Source organism: Acinetobacter lwoffii (assembly GCF_024129855.1).
Lineage (GTDB): Bacteria > Pseudomonadota > Gammaproteobacteria > Pseudomonadales > Moraxellaceae > Acinetobacter > Acinetobacter lwoffii_L.
Genome location: NZ_JAMXXC010000009.1, coordinates 82273 through 104644 on the forward strand (window position 1 = coordinate 82273; position 22372 = coordinate 104644).

Sequence of the window (22372 nt, forward strand, 5' to 3'; positions counted from 1 at the left end):
GATGCTGAAGTGTGATTTTCAGTTTAATTACGCAAACTTCCAGCTACAGGCCAGTCTGGATATGCAGACACAATTGATTGGTATTGTGGGAGCCTCAGGAAGTGGGAAAAGCACCTTTTTAAAAAATATTGCAGGGCTATTAAAACCATCACAAGGCTTTATTCATTTTCAGCAAAAAATATTATTTGATCATCAGCAGAAACTGAATATTCCTGTTCATCAAAGAAAAATTGCCCTGATTTTTCAGCAAGCCCTACTGTTTCCGCATCTGAATGTCATGCAGAATTTGAAATATGCAGAACAGCTAAATATAAAAAATAAAGGTCAGCAGAAATTTACGTTTGAAGACATTGTGGAGTTACTCGAATTAAAGCCACTACTTCGGCATCGGGCGCATCAGCTTTCTGGTGGACAGGCACAGCGCGTTTCTATCGGTCGTGCACTTTTATCTTCTCCCGACCTATTACTTTTGGATGAGCCTTTAAATGGACTGGATCAAAAGCTGAAAAACCAGATTTTACCTTTTCTGAAAATTGTGATTCATCAAACAGATTTACCCATGATTTATGTGACTCATCATGTAGATGAAGTGGCGTATTTACAGGCACAACTGCTGCATTTTGAAAAGGGAAAAATTATTTGATCCAGCCCTGCACCGATTTAAACCAGCAATGACTCCGGGCAGGTCATCCTATCGCTGTTTTGCTCATAATTTCTCAGAAGATATCTATTTTTCTCTCTATTTTTAAGAAAGAAAAGTCTAAATTTGAAAGTGAAATAAAAATTATTTTATATAAAAGAATAGTTTATTTTATGTTAAAAATAATCTGGCATGACCTATGCATATATCTAATTAAAGTCAAAGAAGACTCTACATTTGTATGACGGCCAATGACGTCCGTTCTGATCGTTACTGATATGCCTTGTGCATCACAGTGACTTAAATACGTTCAGTTCTGGTAAGGAAATGGCTATGTCTTCAAATACAAGTCTCAATAAAGCAACAAAAATAAGTCTATTTAACTTCAGTAGTTCAGCGATGCGGGCCTTCCATATGAGTTGGCTCGCTTTTTTTGTCTGTTTCTTTGCGTGGTTTGCCTGTGCACCGTTAATGCCTGTGATTGCCGGTGAATTCAGCCTGACCAAAGAGCAGATCGCCAATATCAATATTGCCGCAGTCGCCATTACAATTCTGGTGCGTCTGATCGTGGGGCCGTTGTGTGATAAATACGGTCCGCGTAAAACCTATACCGCCTTACTGATTATTGGCAGTATTCCGGTGTTTGGTGTGGCGTCGGCCAACAGTTATGAATCTTTCTTGTTTTTCCGTTTATTGATTGGCGCCATCGGTGCCAGCTTCGTGATTACTCAATATCATACCAGTATCATGTTTGCGCCAAATGTGGTGGGAACGGCAAATGCAACTACAGCAGGTTGGGGGAATGCCGGTGGCGGTGCGACTCAAGCCCTGATGCCTTTAATGCTGGCTGCTTTGGTCATGTTCGGTGTAGAACAGGCAATGGGCTGGAGAATTGCGCTTCTGGTTCCCGGTATTCTGATGATCATTGTCGGTGTACTGTACTGGAAATTCACCCAAGACTGTCCACAAGGCAATTTTAAAGAACTCCGTGCTGAAGGTATTTCTGTTGGTAGCGATAAAAAAGGTGGCCTTGCCATCTTAATGCATGCCGCACGTAACTACCGTGTGTGGATTTTGTTTGGAGCTTATGCAGCCTGTTTTGGTATTGAAATTTTCATCCATAACATTATTGCCTTGTACTTTGTCGACAACTTCCAGTTTGGCCTAAAAGAAGCAGGCATGGCTGCCGGGATTTTTGGTTTACTGGCATTGTTTGCCCGTGCCTTGGGTGGCATTGTTTCAGACAAAGTTGCGATTCAAAAAGGTCTGGATGGTCGAACCAAAGTCCTGTTTGCCTTGATCATGCTGGAAGGTCTGTTTCTTATTCTGTTTTCGCAAATGAACAGCGCGACCTTGGCTATTATGGCTATGACCATCTTTGCCTTGTTTACCCATATGGCATGTGGCGCTACCTATGCACTGGTGCCTTTTATCGACCGTGATGCCTTGGGCGGTGTGGCCGGTATTATTGGAGCAGGTGGCAATGTCGGCGCGGTGGCTGCGGGTTTCCTGTTAAAAGGCATGCTGGATATTCAAACCACTTTGATGGTACTGGGTGGCTTGGTGGTGATTGCTGCAAGTTGTGTGTTGATGATCCGTTTCTCTGTCGAGCATAAAGAAAAAGAACAGCGTTTATATGAACAGGCCGTGACTGAACGTCATCTGGCGGAAGTACAGCAATAACACAACACGCCCTGATATAAAATGAATTGACAAAAAGGATAGCAATATCCTTTTTGTTGTTTTTGCTAACGCAATAATAAAATGATGAGCTATATATTCAGAATAGAAAAGTATTATTTAAAAAGAACAGGACGGTTGAATTCATCTAATAAAAATAAAAAGCATTTATAGTTTATATGTTTAATTTGAGATGAAAAAAATTATATGTCTTTTAATAATCATTCTAAATAAATTTAATAAGTGCAGATAAAATAAAAGCCATTTTAATAATGGCTTTTATGCTTATAGTGGGGGATTAATAAGTTTTATAAGGTAAAAACTTTCCGGATAATACGACATTCACCCGATCTCCGTTTGGATTATTCTCACGTTGAATATCCATATTGAAATCAATTGCACTCATAATTCCATCACCAAATTCTTCATGGATCAGTTCTTTAATGGTCATACCATAAACGCTGACAACCTCATACCAGCGATAAATCAGCGGATCTGTCGGCACACTGGTTGGCAGAGAACCTTTATAGGGTACGATTTGCAGCCAGGCAATGGCTTCATCAGTCAATCCAAATATTTCACCAATTTTTTCCGCCTGTTCCTTATTAAAAGCCATCTGACCCAAACATGCGGCTGTCACCCATTCTTTAGAAAGGCCTATTGTTTCAGCGACATCTGCCCATGTAATAGACTTTAAAACTTTCGCTGAAATAATCATGTCTGTCACTTGTTGACGATGGCTAATCATAATCTTCTCCAATAGCTATATTTAAAAAATGACCGTTATAGATAATGCAGAGATTGTGCCAATATAATTATTAGGATTAAATTTTAAAATAATTTATATGATTTTCATTAGACATTTAAAAATATATGGCATGCTATTTGCTTTAATCTATATTAAATATGGCAACGGCGCCATAACACAATTGATCTGTTTGAATAATGCAAGGCAAAGACGCCTAGGGTTGAAATAGACCTTAGGCGTTTTTTATTTGCAAACAGGCAAGTAATTTATATAAAGGGGATAAAAATATGGCTTATCTTGCTCCTGCAGAGTTTGCAAAAAAAGTGGTCGATGCCGGTGAGGCAAAACTTCATATGGCAACGCGTGATGTTTTAATTCGTGCGTTTATGGCAGGCGCAATTCTGGCACTGGCAGCAGTATTTGCCGTGACGATTGCGGTACAAACAGGGGTGCCACTGATCGGTGCGCTGCTATTTCCAGTCGGTTTCTGCATGTTGTATCTCTTGGGCTATGACCTGCTCACTGGGGTATTTGTATTGACTCCATTAGCCTGGCTAGATAAACGTCCTGGGGTAACGTGGTCACGTATTTTAAAAAACTGGGGACTGGTTTTTTTAGGTAACTTTGCCGGATGTTTAACCGTGGCAGTGTTGATGGCCGCAGTCTATACCATGGGTTTCGCCGCTGAACCGAATGCGGTCGGGGTGAAAATCGCCCATATTGGGGAAGACCGGACTTTGGGCTATGCCGAATATGGTTTTGCTGGCTGGATGACAATTTTTATCCGCGGCATGCTGTGTAACTGGATGGTATCACTCGGGGTAATTGGCGCCATGATGTCAACCACAGTCAGCGGCAAATTCATCGCGATGTGGATGCCAATCATGCTGTTTTTCGCCATGGGCTTTGAACATTCAGTGGTGAATATGTTCCTGTTCCCATTTGCCATGATGATGGGCGGTGATTTCTCGATTACAGACTATTTCTTGTGGAATGAATTACCGGTGGCACTGGGGAATTTGGTGGGTGGTTTGGCACTGACCGGTCTGGCACTCTATACCACGCATGTACGTACTGGTGATAAAAAAGAATTCTAATCTGAGCGTGATGATTTATGTCTTGAGATTAAAGGGATCGATTCGATCCCTTTTTGAGTATTTAAAATGAATAAAAAATTAAAGATCAGCATCGGGCAATATTCTTCCGCTGGAATCAAAGCACAGAATCAGGATTTCCATGGGGTCTATATTCCTGAAGGCCACGCGCTTAGCAGTAAGGGCATTGCCTGTGCAATTGCAGACGGGATCAGTAGCAGCAATGTCAGCCATATTGCAGCAGAAACTGCAGTCAGCAGCTTTTTATCGGATTATTATTCGACTTCGGATGCATGGAGTACTCAAACTTCAGCGGCACGGGTTATTCGTGCGACTAATTCCTGGCTCTATGCACAAACCCAGCAAAGCCGCGGGCGTTTTGATAAAGACCAGGGTTATGTCTGCACCTTTAGTGCACTGATTTTGAAAAAAAACAGGGCACATATCTTTCATGCTGGCGACAGCCGGATTTATCGCATTCAGGCACAAGCCATTGAACAGTTGACGGCTGATCACCGTGTTTGCCTGTCATCAACAGAACATTATTTAAGTCGTGCACTGGGTGCCGACCATCGTATCGATGTCGATTATCAGCAGCTTGAATTATGTGAAGATGATTTCTTTATCTTGATGACAGATGGTGTCTATGAATTCATAGATATTCAACTCATCTCGAATATGGTCGAGCAGCAACAACATCTGGATATTATTGCCAAGTCTATAGTCGAGCTGGCTTTAAAGCGGGGTAGTGACGACAATCTCACCATTCAAATCATTAAAGTGGAACAGTTGCCTGAGGAGGAATCCTTTCATATCAAGAGCCATGTTTTATTTCCGCAACAGCTGAGTCATGGTGATCTGTTTGAAGGTTATCGGATTGATAAAATCCTGCACCAAAATCATCGCAGCAGCCTCTATTTGGCGCGTGATGAAGCAACACAAAATCGGTTGGTCATTAAAACCTTGTCTGTCGATGTGCAGGATGACCTGCAAGCGATGGAACAATTTCAGCTGGAAGACTGGGTATCGAAACGCTTAAAACATGAAAATCTGCTGCAATGCTATCCACATAAGGGCAGCAAGAAGTTTTTATTTCAAAGTTATGAATATTTACAAGGGGAAAGCCTAAACCGATGGCTGCACCGTCATAAAACTGCTTTAACTTTACAGCAGTTGCTTCCGATCATTGAGCAGGTGGCCAAGGCACTGAATGCCATGCACCGTCTTGAAATGCTGCACCAGGATGTACGACCAGAAAATGTCATGCTGCTCGAACCAGCCGATACCTTGAAAGTGAAACTGATTGATTATGGATCGACTGCGGTCAGAGGTCTGGTTGAACTGAATCCCAAACATGCAGATGTTCCTTTGGGAACCTTGGCCTTTATGGCACCTGAATATTTTATTGGATGCTCCCCATCAGTAAAATCAGATCAGTTCTCGCTGGCGGTGATGAGTTATTATTTATTGACCCGACAATTACCTTATGGGACAGACCTTGCGCGCTGTAAGACCGAAAAGGACTTAAAACAGGTTCGATATCATCCACTCTATGAGTATCGACCGGATCTGCCGCATGGCTTGGACGCCATCTTTAAAAAAGCGCTTTCCATTCGCCCGGAGCAGCGCTATGAAGCACTTTCAGCCTTTATATATGATCTGAAACACCCAGATCTCAAATTTAAAAAATCAGTTTCACGTCCTATGCTTGAAAAGCATCCAGTCACTTTCTGGAAATCCTGCACAGCGATTCTGTTTTTGTTATTGCTCTGGGTATTTGCACTATATTTTAGCCAATGAAAATAATCCAAATAAGCTGTTGAACGATTTTTTTGATTTAAATAAAAAATCAATAGTGATTTAAGCTGAGATGTAGTCAAAATATCTATTTATTCTTATTGCAGATTTTTATATTTTTACGATGATTGACTTTGTATTTTCGAAGATTATCCCTATAAAATAGAAAGTGCAGTCAAAAAACTAAATAAGCATAAAAACATTGGAATAATAATTGCTTATTTTTAATACCATTAGAATAAAAAGGCAGATGAGACATGAAAAATCAATTTTTTAAGCTGATTTTAATCTTGGGCAGCAGCATGGTGATGAGCCAAACAAGTCTCGCCGGAGATGGTGGCTTGCGTTTTGCTGAGAAAAATCAGGAAATAGCGGCACAAATTCAGGCCAAGAAAAAAACAGCAGAAACACAGGCGCAGCCCCTACAAGCAAAAGCCTCTACAGAAGCGAAATAGTAAAACAGCACTCATCCAAGAAGGTGAGCTGTTCAGGTTAGATCAGATGTATAAGATGTTGTGATGCGAAAACTAGTCCCTAACTTTTTAATACTGAAAAAAAACTCCCCATCCATTTTTAAGAACGGGGAGTTTTTGTATTTTTGAATCCTTGAAAAATTTATTGATTCTGTTCTTCGTCCTGTCTTTCCTGACGCAGTTGATCACGTTGTCGCTGTGGATCATGAAGACCTAATTGACCTCGCTGGATCTCGCGATCCTGTTTTTCTTGCGGATCAAGTTGCTCTTCAGTGAGTTCATCATCATTTCGGTCGGTTGGATTGGACATAGTCTTTCATCCTCTAAAATATTTTCTACTTTTTATTGTATGAATTGAGCAAAATTATTCTGTGACTTTTATACCGAAGTTAGTTTTCTATCTTGTTGCTGCTGTAAATTTAAGCGCTATTTTATAGACAAATTTAATAAAATTAATTTAATCAATAAAATTAAATTAATAAAAATTAAGGGAATAGCAATTCAAACCTACAAACCCAATAGGTGAATATATCTCATTATTATGATTTAAAAATGAGAAAAACTAAATAAAATAAGAGAAATGGGTTATGCTTAAGACAAATTAAGTGTCATCCGTCTTTTGAAATTTCCGGTATTTTCCATGATAGAACTCCGCCATTTAAGAACTTTAACTGCTCTGCGGGAGCATGGTTCTCTGGTTGCAGCAGCAAGTGATTTATGTTTAACCCCATCAGCCTTGTCACATCAGCTACGTGAACTCGACCAATGGTTCGGGGTTGAAGTAGTGAATCGGCGTAGTCGTCCCGTAAGTTTTTCAAATGTTGGGGAGCGGTTGTTAAAACTGTCAGATGAAATATTACCGCAAGTTCAAATTGCACAGAGCGATATCAGCCGTATTGTGCATGGCCAGACCGGACGAATAGTTTTCTCCTCTGAATGTCATAGCTGTTTTGACTGGTTGATGCCACTACTCAATCAATACCGGATGCAATATCCGGATGTAGACCTGGACTTTGCTTCAGGTTTTGAATCGAATCCGCATGAATTATTACAAACCGGAGAGTTTGATCTACTGATTACGGCTGATCCAATTGCGCTTAAAGGCATTGAATATTTCCCGATTTTCGAATACGAATCACGCTTGGTTTTATCCAATACCCATCCACTGGTACGTGCGAAAGAGATTACTGTTCAGGAGCTTGCTGAAGAAACGCTGGTAACTTATCCGGTGGATAAACACCGTTTGGACATTATGTCGCGTCTGTTTATTCCCGCTAATATTCTACCAAAAGACATTCGCACCACAGATTTGACCCAAATGCTGATTCAGCTGGTGGCAAGTGGTCGCGGGATTGGTGCATTACCTGATTGGGTGGTAAATGAATATGAGCAGAAAGGCTGGGTCACTTCACGCCGCCTCGACTGTGTGGCACCTGAAGGATTACGTCGAACTTTATACGCCGGCTATCGCACAGAAGAAAAGCAGAAAGATTATTTTGAAGGCTTCTTGAAACAGCTGGATCGGTTTTCCAAGAAAAGACAGGTCTATTACAGCTAATTTGCGAATAGTTAAATATATTTAGTCCGTTATTTTTAAAAATCCTGCATCGTCAGGATTTTTAAGAATAGACTTTTTTCTCTCAAGAATTTCAATTTTTCTATAAGATGATGAGGTTACTTTTGTCTACTTCGAGTCAGAAAATATACAACTTCTGTCAACTTTAGAAATTAAAGAACTGGTTTGGTCGATTATAAATTTTTCTAATTATCACATTTTGCCAAGTAGAAATACATCTGTGTAGAATTAAATTGCATATTATTAAATATCAAATACTTAAAAATTAAGTTCTTGGAACTTGTGAGGATGTGGTTCTGATCTTGCAAGTTGATTTTTAATAAAAAGATTAAATAAAATGAAAGAACATACGCTGATCAGTCAATTTTTTGGCACAAAATAACTCCTGAAAATAACAATGTTGATCTATGCTACAGCATAAATTTTAAACTGATTTCCTCTCATAAAACGGAATCACTTATACAGGACTGTATAAAATCGCCATGCACATGACAAAAATTCCTCTCAAGAAAAGCCCGCTGAGCCTCATGATTCTGTCGATTGTCTCAGGTCATCTTTATGCTGAAACTGCCGTAGAACCGGGCAACGTTCAACAGCTGAATACCATTGTGATCAGCGCTGAGCAAAATGCCAATCCGCAGCAGCAATATCAGAAAGAGCTGGCTCAGGTTTCAGGAGGAACGAATTTTATTGGCGAGCAGCAGTTAGAACAGCAACGACTTGCGACCACAGCCGATGTGTTCCGTTTACAGCCAGGAATTTATGCCCAGTCTGCAGGAAATGAAGGTGCAAAAGTCTCAATCCGTGGTTCAGGAATCAACCGGACTTCAGGTGCACACGCATCCGGTACGCACGTCCTGATTGACGATATTCCATTTACCGGACCGGGCGGCACAGCGTATGAACTGCTAGAACCCTGGTGGATTGATCATGTCGGGGTTTATCGCGGAGCCAATGGCTTTAAGCAAGGCGGACTGGCCTTAGGTGGAACAATCAACTATAGAACCAAGACCGGCGCAGATCAGGATGGCTCTGAACTCAAATATGAAATGGGCAGCCATGGTTATCAAAAATATCAGTTTAGTACCGGCCGAAAGCTGGATCAGATGGATTATTATCTGGCGCTGACGAGTACCCAGTTTGATGGAATTCAGGATCATGCTGAAGGCGATGGTAAGGGTCTGGCTTTTAATTTGGGCTATCAGATCAGTCCGGATATCGAAACCCGTTTTTATGCTCGTTACCGTGAGAGCAAGCATTTAACTCCAGGACGGATTACACAAGAACAGCTCAAAAATGATCCTGAAGCAGCGAATAGCTTTAATTTAGCGGTAGATGCCAAACGGATTCAGCCGGGCAGTACTTGGCTGGCCAATACCACGACCTGGAATTTACAGGATGATGCAAAACTGACTGGCAGTCTGGCTTATCATCATTATCCGCTGGATTTACGTGAAAGCAGTTATCGTACCAATGTCGATTATGAAGATATTACAGCGCGCTTCCAGTATGAAAAACCTTACCAGTTTCTAGGTCTGGAGCATCAGGGGCGTATTGCCTTGCGCAGCACGACTCATCGTCCGGACAGTGGTGTAACGGAAACCATCCGACGTGATACGACTATTGATGGAACTTTGTATCCGGCAGATACCGTTACCCGCCGTTATACCTATCGCGGTTCAGACAACGTCCTGCAATTTGATCAGGAAACCACATTAAATGATCAGTTCAAATTAGATTTGGGACTGGCAGCGGTGTATACCCATCGGGAAAGTGAAGTAACTTATCCTGTGGCGAGTCCTGAAGTCAGCCGTTATGAATGGAATTTTGCACCACGACTTGGTTTGACCTATCAGCCGAATGAGTCTGTGCAATGGTTTGCCAATTTAAGCCGCAGCATTGAGCCAGCACATCCTTGGGCGATGGCTTGGTCTTCACCGTATTATTTTGACAGTGGTGTCGCTTCAGGCCGGGTGCGCGCGCCCATCTATTTGGACACGCAAACCGCCAATAGCTTTGAACTGGGTGGACGTGGACAATCAGTCTTTGGAGACTGGGCACTGAGCTACTATTATTCCAAAGTGAAAAATGAACTGTTAACCTCTGAAATGATTAAAACCTATGAAGATGGATCGAATCGACCTTCAGAGCCCATTGCTGTTGAATCAAATGCCACGCCAACGATTCATCAAGGGGTGGAGCTAAGTCTGGATACGCCATTGCATGAATCCGAATATGGCGAACTGCGTCTGCAACAGGCTTATACACTTAGCGATTTTCAGTACAAAAATGATCCATTGTTTGGCAAAAACCAGTTGCCGGGAATCCCTAAACATCTTTATCAGGCTCAACTGAGTTATGCCTTGAATAATGGCCTCTATATTGGTCTGAATACTGAATATGTATCCAAAATGGCGCATGATTATGCCAATAGCCGATTTAGTGACGACTATCAGATCTGGGGCATTGACCTGGGTTATGCGCCAGAGCATCAATCATGGAAAACCTGGATCAACTTTAAAAATATCACTGATGAAAAATATGCTGCGGTCGTGATTCCTGGTTTAAATGATCAAGGTGCTGATGTAGCGCGATCTTCGCCAGGTGAAGGTTTTTCTACTTATGCCGGTGTGTCATTTAAATTTTAATTATTTAAAATCAAAAAAAGAGCGGTAAAAACCGCTCTTTTTATTTATTGATAGAAAGGATTTATCAGGTTTCCAAAATTCCGGTAACGCCTGTCACAATCATATCAATGGCAATCGTACCAATCAGAAGCGCTGCAACACGACCGACAATATCGACATACAGGTCAATGTAGTTGGAATATTTATGCTGTAAATGATCATGCAGGTATTTCATCAGAATTAGCAAGCTACAGGTCAGAAACAGGGTAAAGAAAATCACCAGAATGGTTTGCATTAAACTGAGCTGAATCCCGGTAATCACGGAAGCCGAAATGGTGCCGGGACCGATCATAAACGGCATGGCAATCGTACCCGCCAGATGACTGGGCGCTCCACGCATCACACCAATCGTATCAGCACCTTGAAAGACATAACGATAGCCAATCACCAGAAAAATAATACCGCCAAAAATCTGGAAGGACTCAAACCGTACATGCAAGACTTCATTAAAGAAGGCTTCACCGGTTTTTGCAAAAATGATGAACACAATAAAGCTGATCAGACTGCCCTGAATCAATGCCATGTTGAATACTTTTGCGTCGGAATTACGGATAATTCCGAGCATATAAATACTCATCAGAAAAGGGTTGAGCAGGGAGAAAAACAGGGCAAATGCATTCAAACTTTCTGACATCATTCAGTCCTTCCGTAGTTGAGATATCCTAGATTTCACGGTCCGGGAACAGCGGACGTTTACCTGGGCTGATCCGGTTAATATGCAGATACATCATATGGCGTTCATATTTATCCAGGATGTCATTGATCACCTGTTCCTTACTATAACCGACCAGATCGTTGCCCTGAGAGCCTTCAAACAGATAACTTTCCAGACGATAGTAATAACGTTTGGTTCGTTTACCACGTGAACTGAAATTTGGCGTGTCATAGCGTACCGGCCATATTTCATAGACAAAGTTTTCTTCTTCATCGAGCTGAATGGTCAGATCCAGGTGATACAGTTCAGGTTCTTCCTCAAGCGATTTTTCCTGAATATTTACTTGAATGCCTTTGTCAATTAACTCGGTTGCAACGGCCTCAATGGCTGGTTTGCAAACATTATCCAGCATGGTCCGGGTCTGGGACAGGCTTGGATGCAGCATGACCCGGCTCAGACGCTTCTTCCAGTTCAGGATATCCACATTACCGACCACAGGCGCAGCATTCAGACTGGTACTGGCCTGCCGAAAATCCTCCAGACGCAAGGACTTATACAGTCCGGCCATCACAAAGAAAATCACGAAACTAAAAGGCAGGCCCATAATAATCGTGGTGTTCTGTAATGCTGTTACGCCATTCGCCATGAGCATTGCCAAAGTCAGCAAACCGATGGCAATGGCCCAGAACACACTCAGCCAGCGCGGTGAATCATGTTCAATATTAGTGAATTTGGTCGTGAAATTTCCCAATACCAATGCCCCCGAGTCCGCTGAGGTCACATAGAACAGTAAGCCGGTAATAGTTGCGACACCTGCTGTAAACGTAAAGCCTGGATACTGCGCCAGCAGATCATAAAAACCATGTGCCGGATTTTCTAAAACTGTCGTAGCAAGTTGAGTATTACCATCAAAAATCACGCTGTATAAAGCACTGTTACCGAAAATAGACAACCAGGTCAGGGTAAATAACAGAGGAATAACCAAAGTCCCGGTGACAAATTCGCGAATGGTACGACCACGGGAAATACGGGCAAGAAACAGACCGACAAAAGGTGACCAGGCAATCCACCATGCCCAGAAGAACAGGGTCCAGCTATTCATCCACTCTTTCGGTTGTTCAAAAGGAAAACTGGTTAAAGAAAGTTTCGGGAACTGGCTGATATAGTCACCAAAATTTTGAATCAAGGCGGCTAATAAAAACTCGGTATTTCCTACAAACAGAATGAATAGCAGCAGCCCAATTGATACATAGATATTAATTTCAGACAGGATCCGGATGCCTTTATTGACACCGGCAGTGACTGAAATAATAGTAATAATCACGGCAACGGCGATGAGTGCAGTTTGAATCCAGATATTTTCTGGTAAATCAAACAATACATGCAGGCCATAATTTAATTGCACAACGCCAATCCCGCATGTCGTGGCAATCCCGAAAATTGTGCCGAGTACTGCAGCCGTATCCACAGTATGGCCAATTGGACCATTAATTCTTTTTCCAAAAATAGGATAGAGTGCTGATCGAATGGTGAGCGGTAAATTGTAGCGATAGCTGAAATAACCTAGCGCGACCCCAATCAGCGCATACATACTCCAGCCAGTTAAACCGTAGTGAAACAGGGTCCACACCATGGACTGGCGCGCAGCTTCAAAAGTTTCACCTTCGCCCACAGGTGGATTCATATAGTGGGAAAGCGGTTCCGCCACCGAGAAAAACATCAGGTCAATCCCGATCCCGGCAGAAAATAGCATTGCCGACCAACTCAGCAGGCTAAATTCTGGTTTGGAATGTTTAGGGCCGAGTTTAATCTCGCCATAACGGGAACAGGCGATAAAGACGATAAAAACCAGATACAGCGTTGCCGCCAGCAGATAATACCAGCTAAAGGTACGACTGACCCAGTTTAAGATATTGATAATGACTTGATTGGCTTGTTCATTAAATAAAATGGTAATGATAGAAAACAGCAGAATAAGCGTCGCCGAAAAATAAAAAACCACTTTATTCAGACTATCTTGCTTCTCTTCATTTTTCTTTTGCATAAATCTCTAACCATCGTTTTGTTGCCGGATGATCTACAGTGCAGTGTGATTTAAAAGCAAAAGCCTGCGGTAAAGCTTCCTTGTTTTCGTGAATTACAAACTTTTGCAAATCCAAAACAAACTGCGCTGTACATCAAGGGTGAGCTGGCACTATAATTTTTATTAATTGAACGTTCAATTAAAAAAGCGTTTATGAATTGTTACCTCATTCTGCTAATTTTTTAGCAGAGTGGCTTTCTATTGTTATATCCGTTATTCAGGTTAGTCCTATGCCAAAAGTTGGTATGCAACCGATCCGTCGTCAGCAACTGATCGATGCCACCTTAGCTGCAGTGAATGAGCTAGGTTTTGCAGAAGCGTCAATTAGTCAGATTGCTCAGAGGGCAGGTGTTTCAACTGGTATCATAAGTCATTATTTTCAAGGTAAAAATGGGCTGATTGAAGCCACAATGCGTTACTTATTGCAGCAATTGGGTAAATCTGTTGCACAGATAAAGATACAGGTTGATGACTTACCGGAGCAGCGCCTGCTGGCGATCGTACGCGGTAATTTTGCTGCTCCACAAACGGACAAAGCAGCCATGAAAGTCTGGTTGGCGTTCTGGGCTAGCAGTTTGCACCAACCTGAATTACACCGTTTACAGCAAATCAATCATTACCGTTTACATTCCAATCTCAAATATGAATTCATGAAAAAGTTGAGTAAAGACCAGGCAGAGAAATCCGCTCAAGGTCTGGCAGCATTGATTGACGGATTCTGGCTAAGAGGTGCTTTGGTAAATGGCGAAATTGACCCGGAACTGCCGATTGAACTGTGTAGTGAATATATCCGGCAACAACTCAAATAACCCACCTGCGAGGAAATTCCATTGACAACATTCAAACTGCAACGTCCTTATATTCATGGACAATATGTCGATGCAACGTCCAATAGCACGTTTCAAACGATTAATCCTGCAACAGGCGAAGTTCTGGCAGACGTGCAAGTGTGTACGCGAAAAGATATCGATCGCGCTGTTGAATCGGCACAGAAAGGACAAAAAGTCTGGGCAGAAATGACGGCGATTCAACGTTCGCGTATTTTGAACAAGGCTGTTGCCATCCTCCGTGAACGTAATGATGAGCTGGCGCGTTTAGAAAGTCTCGACAGTGGTAAAGCTTTCAGTGAAACATCCACCGTCGATATTGCGACAGGTGCAGATGTACTTGAATACTATGCAGGTATTTTGCCAGCATTAGAAGGTCAGCAAATCCCACTCAGAAGCAGTTCATTTGTCTATACCCGACGTGAACCTTTGGGTGTGGTCGCCGGGATTGGTGCATGGAATTACCCGATTCAGATCGCATTATGGAAATCTGCACCTGCACTGGCAGCAGGCAATGCCATGATCTTTAAAGCCAGTGAAATCACGCCATTAACTGCATTAAAACTGGCAGAAATTTATACAGAAGCCGGTGTGCCACATGGTGTATTTAATGTGGTGACCGGTAGTGGTGACATTGGTGGCTATCTGACTTCACATCCGGACATAGCCAAAGTTTCATTTACCGGTGGTGTCGCAACCGGCAAAAAAGTCATGGCCCAAGCTGCAAATTCCAGCCTGAAAGAAGTCACCATGGAGCTGGGCGGAAAATCCCCGCTGATTATCTGTGAAGATGCCGATCTGGATCTGGCGGCAGATATAGCCATGATGGCTAACTTCTACAGTTCTGGTCAGGTCTGTACCAATGGAACCCGGGTATTTATCCCTTTGGCCTTGAAAGCAGAATTTGAAGACAAGATTTTGCAGCGTATTCCTTATATCCGTATGGGGGATCCACTTGATCCTGAGACCAATTTTGGTCCAATGTCCAGCTTCTCTCATATGGAAAAAGTGCTGGGCTATATTGAACAGGGCAAGATCGAAGGTGCACGCTTATTGTGTGGTGGCGGCCGTGCTGAAGATGAGCAGTTTGCCCAAGGCGCTTATGTGCTACCAACGGTATTTACCGATTGCCGTGACGACATGACGATTGTCCGTGAAGAAATTTTTGGTCCAGTCATGAGTATTCTGAGTTATGACTCAGAAGAAGAGGCGATTCGTCGTGCCAATGATACCGAATATGGTTTGGCAGCTGGTGTCGTGACACCGAATCTGGCACGTGCGCATCGTATTATTCATCAAATCGAAGCCGGCATTTGCTGGATTAATACCTGGGGCGAATCACCGGCAGAAATGCCTGTCGGTGGCTATAAACATTCAGGTGTCGGTCGCGAAAACGGTATTGTCACGCTACAGCAATATACCCAGACCAAGTCGGTGCAAGTTGAACTTAGTCCTTTCCAGTCTGTATTTAGCGCATAAGGGAGGATTGGATGAATTACGACTATATTATTATCGGTGCAGGTTCGGCAGGGAATGTACTCGCAGCGCGTTTAACTGAAGATCCGGATGTGAAAGTCCTATTGCTGGAAGCAGGTGGGCCGGATTACCGTCTAGACTTCAGAACACAAATGCCTGCTGCATTGGCTTATCCATTGCAGGGACGCCGTTATAACTGGGCCTACCTGACCGACCCCGAACCACATATGAATAACCGTCGGATGGAATGCGGGCGCGGGAAAGGCCTGGGCGGTTCTTCATTAATTAACGGCATGTGCTACATTCGCGGTAATGCCATGGATCTGGAACAGTGGGCCAGCCTGAAGGGGCTAGAACACTGGAGCTATGCTGAATGTCTGCCGTATTATAAAAAAGCTGAAACGCGCGATATTGGCGGCAATGATTATCATGGTGATTCTGGACCGGTTTCGGTGGCAACACCTAAAAATGGCAATAATGAACTGTTCCATGCCATGGTCGAGGCAGGTGTACAGGCCGGTTATCCACGTACTGATGACCTGAATGGCTATCAGCAGGAAGGTTTTGGGCCGATGGACCGTACTGTAACGCCGCAAGGCCGTCGTTCCAGTACAGCACGTGGTTATCTCGATATAGCCAAAGGCCGGGATAATCTCACCATTATTACCCATGCCATGACCAACCGAATTCTGTTTAATCGCAATCAGGCGATTGGCGTAGAATATTTTGAAGGTCAAAATACCTTACAGCCGATTCAGGTCTTTGCGGATCGTGAAGTTCTACTATGTGCAGGTGCAATTGCCTCGCCACAAATCCTGCAACGCTCCGGTGTAGGTCCGGCCGAACTGTTAAAAAGTCTGGATATTCCTGTGGTTCAGGATTTGCCTGGTGTGGGTGAAAACCTGCAAGACCATCTGGAAATGTACCTGCAATATAAATGCAAAAAACCGGTTAGCTTATATCCGGCACTCAAATGGTATAACCAGCCGATGATTGGCGCTGAATGGTTGTTTTTAGGTAAAGGTATTGGAGCCAGTAACCAGTTTGAAGCTGGTGGTTTTATCCGCTCTTCAGACGAATTTGAATGGCCCAATATCCAGTATCATTTCCTGCCTGTGGCGATTAATTATAATGGCACCAATGCCATTCATGAACATGGCTTTCAGGCTCATGTGGGCTCTATGCGTTCACCGTCACGTGGCCGTGTCCGTCTGAAATCCAAAGACCCCTTTGAGCATCCAAGTATTCTGTTCAACTATATGAGTACCGAGCAGGACTGGCGTGAATTCCGCGATGCCATCCGGATTACCCGGGAAATTATGCATCAGCCGGCATTGGATCCCTATCGTGGTGAAGAAATCAGTCCGGGAAAACATCTACAAACAGATGCTGAAATTGATGAATTTGTTCGTAATCATGCAGAAACCGCGTATCATCCATCATGTAGCTGTAAAATGGGTGAGGATGACATGGCGGTTGTCGATGGTTATGGACGCGTACATGAAATGCAGGGGTTGCGTGTGATTGACGCCTCGATTATGCCTTTGATCATTACCGGTAACCTCAATGCAACTACGATTATGATCGCTGAAAAACTGGCAGACCATATTCGTGGCAAACCTGCTCTTGCGCCTTCATCTGCACCTTTTTACAAGGCGCCTCGCGCTTAAATTATGGTTTTATTCCTGTCGTCTAGTAAAGCAGGAGTAAAACGAATTTCAATTTTTTCCCCAAAACGGAGATAAAATCTCGACTGCTTTCGTTTTATCTCCGGCTTTGCTTAATACAATTTATATTTTATGAAAATATTCAATCAAACAGTGCTGTTTGGCTGTGCTGCTGTTTCAAGTTTTTACTGTTATGCTGATGATGCGGAAGTAAAAAAAATAGAAGCAAGCGGAAACTTGAGTGTGGTCTCCAAGTACGTCTCCCGTGGTTTGACCAATGCACCTGAAAATGACGACGTTGCTGTACAGGCTGCATTGAATCTGGCTTATGGCAATTTTTATGTTGGATATTGGGGATCTACGCTTGGATACTCTTATGCAGAAGTGCAGGGGCGTCCGGGACATCGTTCAGACAAATTCGAGCATGATTTTCTGCTGGGTTATACCTATAGCAGCGAAAATTATGACTGGGATTTATGGAATGCGACCTATTATTATCCGGGCGGTGAGAACACCACTGGAAATGAGTTGGGCTTAAATGTAAGTCGTGCGTTGAATGATCAAACCAGTATCGGCGCCAGCGTATCGACCTATCTGTATGATGTGGCTTATGCTAATCAGGGCGATACTTTTTATACGCTTAACCTGAGCCACCAGTTAAATGATCGTCTCAATGCCAGCATTACAGCAGCAGGAAGCTATTTTAACGATGAAGGCAAATATGAGGGCGGTGAACTGGGCGATACCGAAAAGCAGTTTGCCTTTCGTTATGCTTCTGCCGGACTCAGTTATGCGCTTTTACCGCAGTTGAGTGTGTCAGGTGAATATATCTTTGGCGGTTATGACCGCTATGATGACAAGCAGCGTAATCTTGCAGTATTTGCACTGAGTTATGATTTTTAAAATTATGAAATCATTCAGACTAGGCGGGTGAAAATCTGCCTTATCTGCAACTTTGATTAATAGTATAAGCCATGACTTGAAGTTGATTCATGCTCCGGCAGCTCAGGAAAGACTGAGGATCTGGTTTAATCTGCCAGAATTTCAGACAAATATTATCAATTTCATAAAATAATTCTATAATAGCGCCCATTCTCGGCAGCGTTATCCAGACACTTCGTCAAATGGTATAACCTGACCATTTTCTATTTTTCATTCAAGTTCTCCTCCGTGAACCGGCTTGTATATTCAGATTCAGCATCTTATCTGTCCGTGACGGCACATAAGAATATTTAGGTATCCACATGGAAATTAAGGTCAATTATCTCGATAATCTTCGTCAGGAAGCCAAGTTCGATGACTTCACGGTAATCGCCGATCAGCCGATCCGCTATAAAGGCGATGGTTCGGCACCCGGCCCATTCGATTATTTTCTGGCATCTTCAGCTTTATGTGCGGCTTATTTTGTCAAAGTCTATTGCGCGGCACGTGATATTCCGACCGACAATATCCGCCTATCTCAAAACAATATTGTTGATCCTGAAAACCGCTATAAACAGATTTTTAAAATTCAGGTGGAACTGCCGGCTGATATTTCTGAAAAAGACCGCCAAGGGATTTTACGTTCGATTGATCGTTGTACTGTCAAGAAAGTAATTCAAACCGGTCCTGAATTTGTCATTGAAGAAGTGGAAAGCATTGATGCGGATGCTCAAGCTTTATTGATGCCAAGTCTGGCTTCTGATCATACGACTTTCATTCCAGGTAAAGACCTGCCGCTGGAAGAAACCATTGCCAATATGTCTGCCATTCTGGCAGGCCTCGGCATGAAGATTGAAATTGCGTCTTGGCGTAATATCGTGCCGAATGTCTGGTCATTGCATATTCGTGATGCGCAGTCGCCAATGTGCTTTACCAACGGTAAAGGTTCGACCAAAGAAAGTGCGCTGGCATCTGCTTTGGGTGAATTTATTGAGCGTCTGAACTGTAACTTCTTCTATAACGACCAGTTCTGGGGTGAGGATATTGCCAATGCCGAATTTGTGCATTATCCAGATGAAAAATGGTTCCAGCCAGGTCTGAATGGCGAACTACCTGCAGAAGTTTTAGATGAACATACCCGTGAAATTTATGATCCTGAAGATGAATTATTGGGTATCCATCTTTATGATACCAACTCTGGTAATAAAGCACGTGGCATCTGCTCACTGCCATTTGTACGTCAATCTGATGGTGAAACCGTTTATTTCCCATCAAATCTAATCGAAAACCTTTACTTAAGTAACGGGATGAGCGCCGGGAATACCTTGGCTGAAGCGCAAGTACAATGTCTGTCTGAAATTTTTGAGCGTGCGGTAAAACGTGAAATTCTGGAAGGTGAACTGGCACTACCGGATGTGCCTGAACATGTTCTGGCAAAATATCCAAAAATTGTTGAAGGCATTAAAGGTCTGGAAGAACAGGGCTTCCCGGTTCTGGTCAAAGATGCTTCACTAGGCGGTCAGTTCCCGGTCATGTGCGTTACCTTGATGAACCCGCGTACCGGCGGTGTATTTGCCTCATTCGGTGCCCATCCAAACTTTGAAGTGGCATTAGAACGCAGTCTGACTGAGTTGTTACAAGGCCGTAGTTTTGAAGGTCTGAATGATCTGCCAAAACCAACTTTTAGCAGCAATGCAGTAACTGAACCGAATAACTTTGTTGAGCATTTCATCGACTCGAGCGGTGTGGTGTCTTGGCGTTTCTTCAGCGCGAAATCAGATTATGATTTTGTCGAGTGGGATTTCACCAATAATGGTCAAAACTCGAATGCGGATGAAGCTCAGGAATTATTCACAATTCTGGAAGACATGGGCCATGAAGTTTATATGGCGGTGTATCAGCATCTAGGTGCAACAGCTTGCCGTATTCTGGTACCGGGCTATTCGGAAATTTATCTGGTAGAAGATCTGGTTTGGGACAATACCAACAAGGCTTTGTTATACCGTGAAGATATCCTGAATTTGCACCGTCTGGATGATGAACAACTGGAAGCACTGGTTGAGCGTCTGGAAGAAGCAGATGAGGATGACTATACCGAGATCAAAACCTTAATCGGTATTGAGTTCGATGAAAATACCGAATGGGGTCAACTGACGATTCTCGAACTGAAACTTCTAATTTATATGGCTTTGCAGCAATTTGAAGAAGCCAAAGATCTGGTTGAGCAGTTCCTGCAGTTCAATACTAATACCGTTGAACGTGGCTTGTTCTACCAGTGCATGAATGTCGTTCTGGAAGTCATTCTGGATGATGAAATGGAACTGGAAGATTATGAACACAACTTCCGTCGTATGTTTGGTGGTGCCCGTATGGATGCCGTTCTAGGTTCAATCGAAGGCACAGTTCGTTTCTATGGTTTGACCGAAACCAACATGCAGCTTAAAGGGCTGGATCGTCATCTACGTTTAATTGACAGCTATAAGAAATTGCATGCAGCGCGTGCCAAGTTTGTGGCTCAGCAATAATCCATAGATGAATGACTAAAATTTTTCGTCATTTGTTTTAAATCTTAAAGATGGCTTACTCGGTTTCGAGTAGGCCCTTTTTATCTCTGACCTTATATGCGATCTTTTCTATTTTTCTATTTTTCTATTTTTCTATTTTTCTATTTTTCTATTTTTCTATTTTTCTATTTGAAAATTTATTAATCCCAGCTCCCGAGGGAACTGGAATTACCTAAAAAATTAAAGTGAAGTGTTAATACTAACTGCTTCAAGATTGGGTATGTGAATGTGAGAAATGAATGTATTTTTCTCATTCACAAGAATTACCTTACATATTCGGGTAATTCGGACCACCACCACCTTCCGGTGTTACCCATGTGATGTTCTGGGACGGATCCTTGATATCACAGGTCTTGCAGTGCACACAGTTGGCTGCATTGATCTGGAAGCGTTTTGAACCATCATTATTCTCCATGAGCTCATAAACACCCGCCGGGCAGTAACGCTGTGCAGGCTCATCCCATTTCGGCAGATTTACTTCCACCGGAATGGACGGATCAGTCAGTTTCAAATGTGCTGGCTGGTTCTCTTCATGCACGGTATTCGATACAAACACCGAAGACAGACGGTCAAAGGTCAGCTTACCATCCGGTTTTGGATAGTTCGGCTTAAAGCTTTCAGTTGCCTGGGTTTTTAGCGCAGCATGGTCCTGAACCAGATTATGCAAGGTGAACGGAACTTTAAACACGTTCTGGTCGATAAAGTTAAAGGCACCACCGATCCATTGACCGAATTTGTGCATTGCCGGGCCAAAGTTACGCGAGTTGTATAACTCTTCTTTTAACCAGCTGTTGTTGAACTTGTCGGTATATGCGGTGAGTTCTTTCACAAAGAAATCTTCGCCCTCTATAACACGCGCCACCGCCAGATCACCGCCTTTTTCTACACCAGCAGCAATCGCTTCAAACACCGCTTCACCGCAGAGCATGCCGGATTTCATCGCCGTATGAGAACCCTTGATCTTGGCAAAGTTCAGGAAGCCGGCATCATCACCAATTAACGAGCCACCTGGGAAAGTGAATTTTGGTAGTGAGTTAAAGCCACCTTTGGTCACGGCACGCGCACCATAGGAAATACGCTTACCACCTTCCAGATATTGCTTGATTAAAGGATGGGTTTTCCAGCGCTGCATTTCCATGAACGGATACATATGCGGGTTAGTGTAAGAAAGATCCACGATCATGCCCAGGGTCACCTGATTGTTCTCGGCGTGGTAGAGCCACCATCCGCCTGAAGAACCAGTTTCAGAAAGCGGCCAGCCGGCACCATGCATGACCAGACCCGGTTTGTGCTTGGCAGGATCGATTTCCCAAAGCTCTTTAATGCCGATACCGTAGTGCTGCGGATCAGCGTCCTTATCCAGGTTGAACTTCTGGATCAGACGTTTACCGAGGTGACCACGACAGCCTTCAGCGAAAATTGTGTATTTGGCATGCAGTTCATAACCCGGGGTAAAGTTATGCGTCGGCTCGCCATCTTTACCA

General features: G+C 43.1%; 17 protein-coding genes. 12 read left to right on the top strand and 5 right to left on the bottom strand.

The window, feature by feature from the left end; translation table 11 throughout:
• The first annotated feature begins 1 nt into the window (after position 1).
• Both NI465_RS09030 and NI465_RS09035 read left to right on the top strand, forming a co-directional pair.
• Positions 2-643, top strand: coding sequence for an ATP-binding cassette domain-containing protein (locus NI465_RS09030; RefSeq protein WP_005096928.1), 642 nt, complete (start codon positions 2-4; stop codon positions 641-643).
• Between the two features lie 330 nt (positions 644-973).
• Complete coding sequence (locus NI465_RS09035; protein ID WP_005170866.1) at positions 974-2323, top strand: MFS transporter; 1350 nt, start codon at positions 974-976, stop codon at positions 2321-2323.
• A 295-nt stretch (positions 2324-2618) separates the two neighbouring features.
• On the opposite strand, the gene cynS is transcribed toward NI465_RS09035, so the two are convergent.
• Complete coding sequence (gene cynS / locus NI465_RS09040; protein ID WP_004646988.1) at positions 2619-3068, bottom strand: cyanase; 450 nt, start codon at positions 3066-3068, stop codon at positions 2619-2621.
• Between the two features lie 287 nt (positions 3069-3355).
• Here cynS and NI465_RS09045 point away from each other — a divergent pair, with 287 nt between their 5' ends.
• The 3 genes from NI465_RS09045 to NI465_RS09055 all read left to right on the top strand — a co-directional run bounded on the left by NI465_RS09045 (position 3356) and on the right by NI465_RS09055 (position 6414).
• Complete coding sequence (locus tag NI465_RS09045; RefSeq protein WP_004646987.1) at positions 3356-4165, top strand: formate/nitrite transporter family protein; 810 nt, start codon at positions 3356-3358, stop codon at positions 4163-4165.
• Positions 4166-4231: 66 nt separating this feature from the next.
• Positions 4232-5962: a bifunctional protein-serine/threonine kinase/phosphatase gene (locus tag NI465_RS09050; RefSeq protein WP_253145071.1), complete on the top strand. Its 1731-nt coding sequence runs from the start codon at positions 4232-4234 to the stop codon at positions 5960-5962.
• 254 nt (positions 5963-6216) lie between these two features.
• Positions 6217-6414: a hypothetical protein gene (locus NI465_RS09055; protein WP_005100292.1), complete on the top strand. Its 198-nt coding sequence runs from the start codon at positions 6217-6219 to the stop codon at positions 6412-6414.
• Between the two features lie 160 nt (positions 6415-6574).
• Here NI465_RS09055 and NI465_RS09060 read toward each other — a convergent pair whose 3' ends face one another.
• On the bottom strand, positions 6575-6742 hold the full coding sequence (locus NI465_RS09060; RefSeq protein ID WP_005100295.1) for a hypothetical protein: 168 nt from the start codon (positions 6740-6742) through the stop codon (positions 6575-6577).
• Positions 6743-7072: 330 nt separating this feature from the next.
• On the opposite strand from NI465_RS09060, the gene NI465_RS09065 reads away from it, so the two are divergent.
• Both NI465_RS09065 and NI465_RS09070 read left to right on the top strand, forming a co-directional pair.
• The gene (locus tag NI465_RS09065) at positions 7073-7990 is read left to right on the top strand and encodes a LysR family transcriptional regulator (RefSeq protein ID WP_180087000.1); all 918 of its coding nucleotides are present in this window, start codon (positions 7073-7075) and stop codon (positions 7988-7990) included.
• Positions 7991-8490: 500 nt separating this feature from the next.
• On the top strand, positions 8491-10656 hold the full coding sequence (locus NI465_RS09070) for a TonB-dependent receptor family protein (protein ID WP_253145072.1): 2166 nt from the start codon (positions 8491-8493) through the stop codon (positions 10654-10656).
• Positions 10657-10720: 64 nt separating this feature from the next.
• Here the strand turns inward: NI465_RS09070 and NI465_RS09075 are convergent, their stop codons facing one another.
• Entirely contained in the window at positions 10721-11329 is a 609-nt protein-coding gene (locus NI465_RS09075; protein WP_253101176.1) for a MarC family protein, read from the bottom strand.
• Positions 11330-11357: 28 nt separating this feature from the next.
• Positions 11358-13394, bottom strand: a complete 2037-nt coding sequence (locus tag NI465_RS09080; RefSeq protein WP_253145073.1) for a choline transporter — start codon at positions 13392-13394, stop codon at positions 11358-11360.
• Between the two features lie 269 nt (positions 13395-13663).
• On the opposite strand from NI465_RS09080, the gene betI reads away from it, so the two are divergent.
• From betI to NI465_RS09105, 5 genes are all read left to right on the top strand, one after another.
• The gene (gene betI / locus NI465_RS09085; protein ID WP_005106923.1) at positions 13664-14242 is read left to right on the top strand and encodes a transcriptional regulator BetI; all 579 of its coding nucleotides are present in this window, start codon (positions 13664-13666) and stop codon (positions 14240-14242) included.
• Positions 14243-14263: 21 nt separating this feature from the next.
• Positions 14264-15739: a betaine-aldehyde dehydrogenase gene (gene betB / locus NI465_RS09090; protein WP_253101067.1), complete on the top strand. Its 1476-nt coding sequence runs from the start codon at positions 14264-14266 to the stop codon at positions 15737-15739.
• Positions 15740-15750: 11 nt separating this feature from the next.
• Positions 15751-17406, top strand: a complete 1656-nt coding sequence (gene betA / locus NI465_RS09095; RefSeq protein WP_253145075.1) for a choline dehydrogenase — start codon at positions 15751-15753, stop codon at positions 17404-17406.
• Between the two features lie 129 nt (positions 17407-17535).
• Positions 17536-18306, top strand: coding sequence for a TorF family putative porin (locus NI465_RS09100; protein ID WP_253145077.1), 771 nt, complete (start codon positions 17536-17538; stop codon positions 18304-18306).
• A 341-nt stretch (positions 18307-18647) separates the two neighbouring features.
• Positions 18648-20849, top strand: a complete 2202-nt coding sequence (locus NI465_RS09105) for an OsmC domain/YcaO domain-containing protein (protein ID WP_253145078.1) — start codon at positions 18648-18650, stop codon at positions 20847-20849.
• 307 nt (positions 20850-21156) lie between these two features.
• Here the strand turns inward: NI465_RS09105 and NI465_RS09110 are convergent.
• Positions 21157-22372 (bottom strand): electron transfer flavoprotein-ubiquinone oxidoreductase (locus tag NI465_RS09110; protein ID WP_253145079.1); only part of this gene is annotated, 1216 nt, incomplete at its 5' end.

Excerpts from the sequence above, each read along its gene's own strand:
- NI465_RS09030 (WP_005096928.1), top strand. The coding sequence starts at position 2 with ATGCTGAAGTGTGATTTTCAGTTTAATTACGCAAACTTCCAGCTACAG.
- NI465_RS09035 (WP_005170866.1), top strand. The coding sequence starts at position 974 with ATGTCTTCAAATACAAGTCTCAATAAAGCAACAAAAATAAGTCTATTT.
- cynS (WP_004646988.1), bottom strand. The coding sequence starts at position 3,068 with ATGATTAGCCATCGTCAACAAGTGACAGACATGATTATTTCAGCGAAA.
- NI465_RS09045 (WP_004646987.1), top strand. The coding sequence starts at position 3,356 with ATGGCTTATCTTGCTCCTGCAGAGTTTGCAAAAAAAGTGGTCGATGCC.
- NI465_RS09050 (WP_253145071.1), top strand. The coding sequence starts at position 4,232 with ATGAATAAAAAATTAAAGATCAGCATCGGGCAATATTCTTCCGCTGGA.
- NI465_RS09055 (WP_005100292.1), top strand. The coding sequence starts at position 6,217 with ATGAAAAATCAATTTTTTAAGCTGATTTTAATCTTGGGCAGCAGCATG.
- NI465_RS09060 (WP_005100295.1), bottom strand. The coding sequence starts at position 6,742 with ATGTCCAATCCAACCGACCGAAATGATGATGAACTCACTGAAGAGCAA.
- NI465_RS09065 (WP_180087000.1), top strand. The coding sequence starts at position 7,073 with ATGATAGAACTCCGCCATTTAAGAACTTTAACTGCTCTGCGGGAGCAT.
- NI465_RS09070 (WP_253145072.1), top strand. The coding sequence starts at position 8,491 with ATGCACATGACAAAAATTCCTCTCAAGAAAAGCCCGCTGAGCCTCATG.
- NI465_RS09075 (WP_253101176.1), bottom strand. The coding sequence starts at position 11,329 with ATGTCAGAAAGTTTGAATGCATTTGCCCTGTTTTTCTCCCTGCTCAAC.
- NI465_RS09080 (WP_253145073.1), bottom strand. The coding sequence starts at position 13,394 with ATGCAAAAGAAAAATGAAGAGAAGCAAGATAGTCTGAATAAAGTGGTT.
- betI (WP_005106923.1), top strand. The coding sequence starts at position 13,664 with ATGCCAAAAGTTGGTATGCAACCGATCCGTCGTCAGCAACTGATCGAT.
- betA (WP_253145075.1), top strand. The coding sequence starts at position 15,751 with ATGAATTACGACTATATTATTATCGGTGCAGGTTCGGCAGGGAATGTA.
- NI465_RS09100 (WP_253145077.1), top strand. The coding sequence starts at position 17,536 with ATGAAAATATTCAATCAAACAGTGCTGTTTGGCTGTGCTGCTGTTTCA.
- NI465_RS09105 (WP_253145078.1), top strand. The coding sequence starts at position 18,648 with ATGGAAATTAAGGTCAATTATCTCGATAATCTTCGTCAGGAAGCCAAG.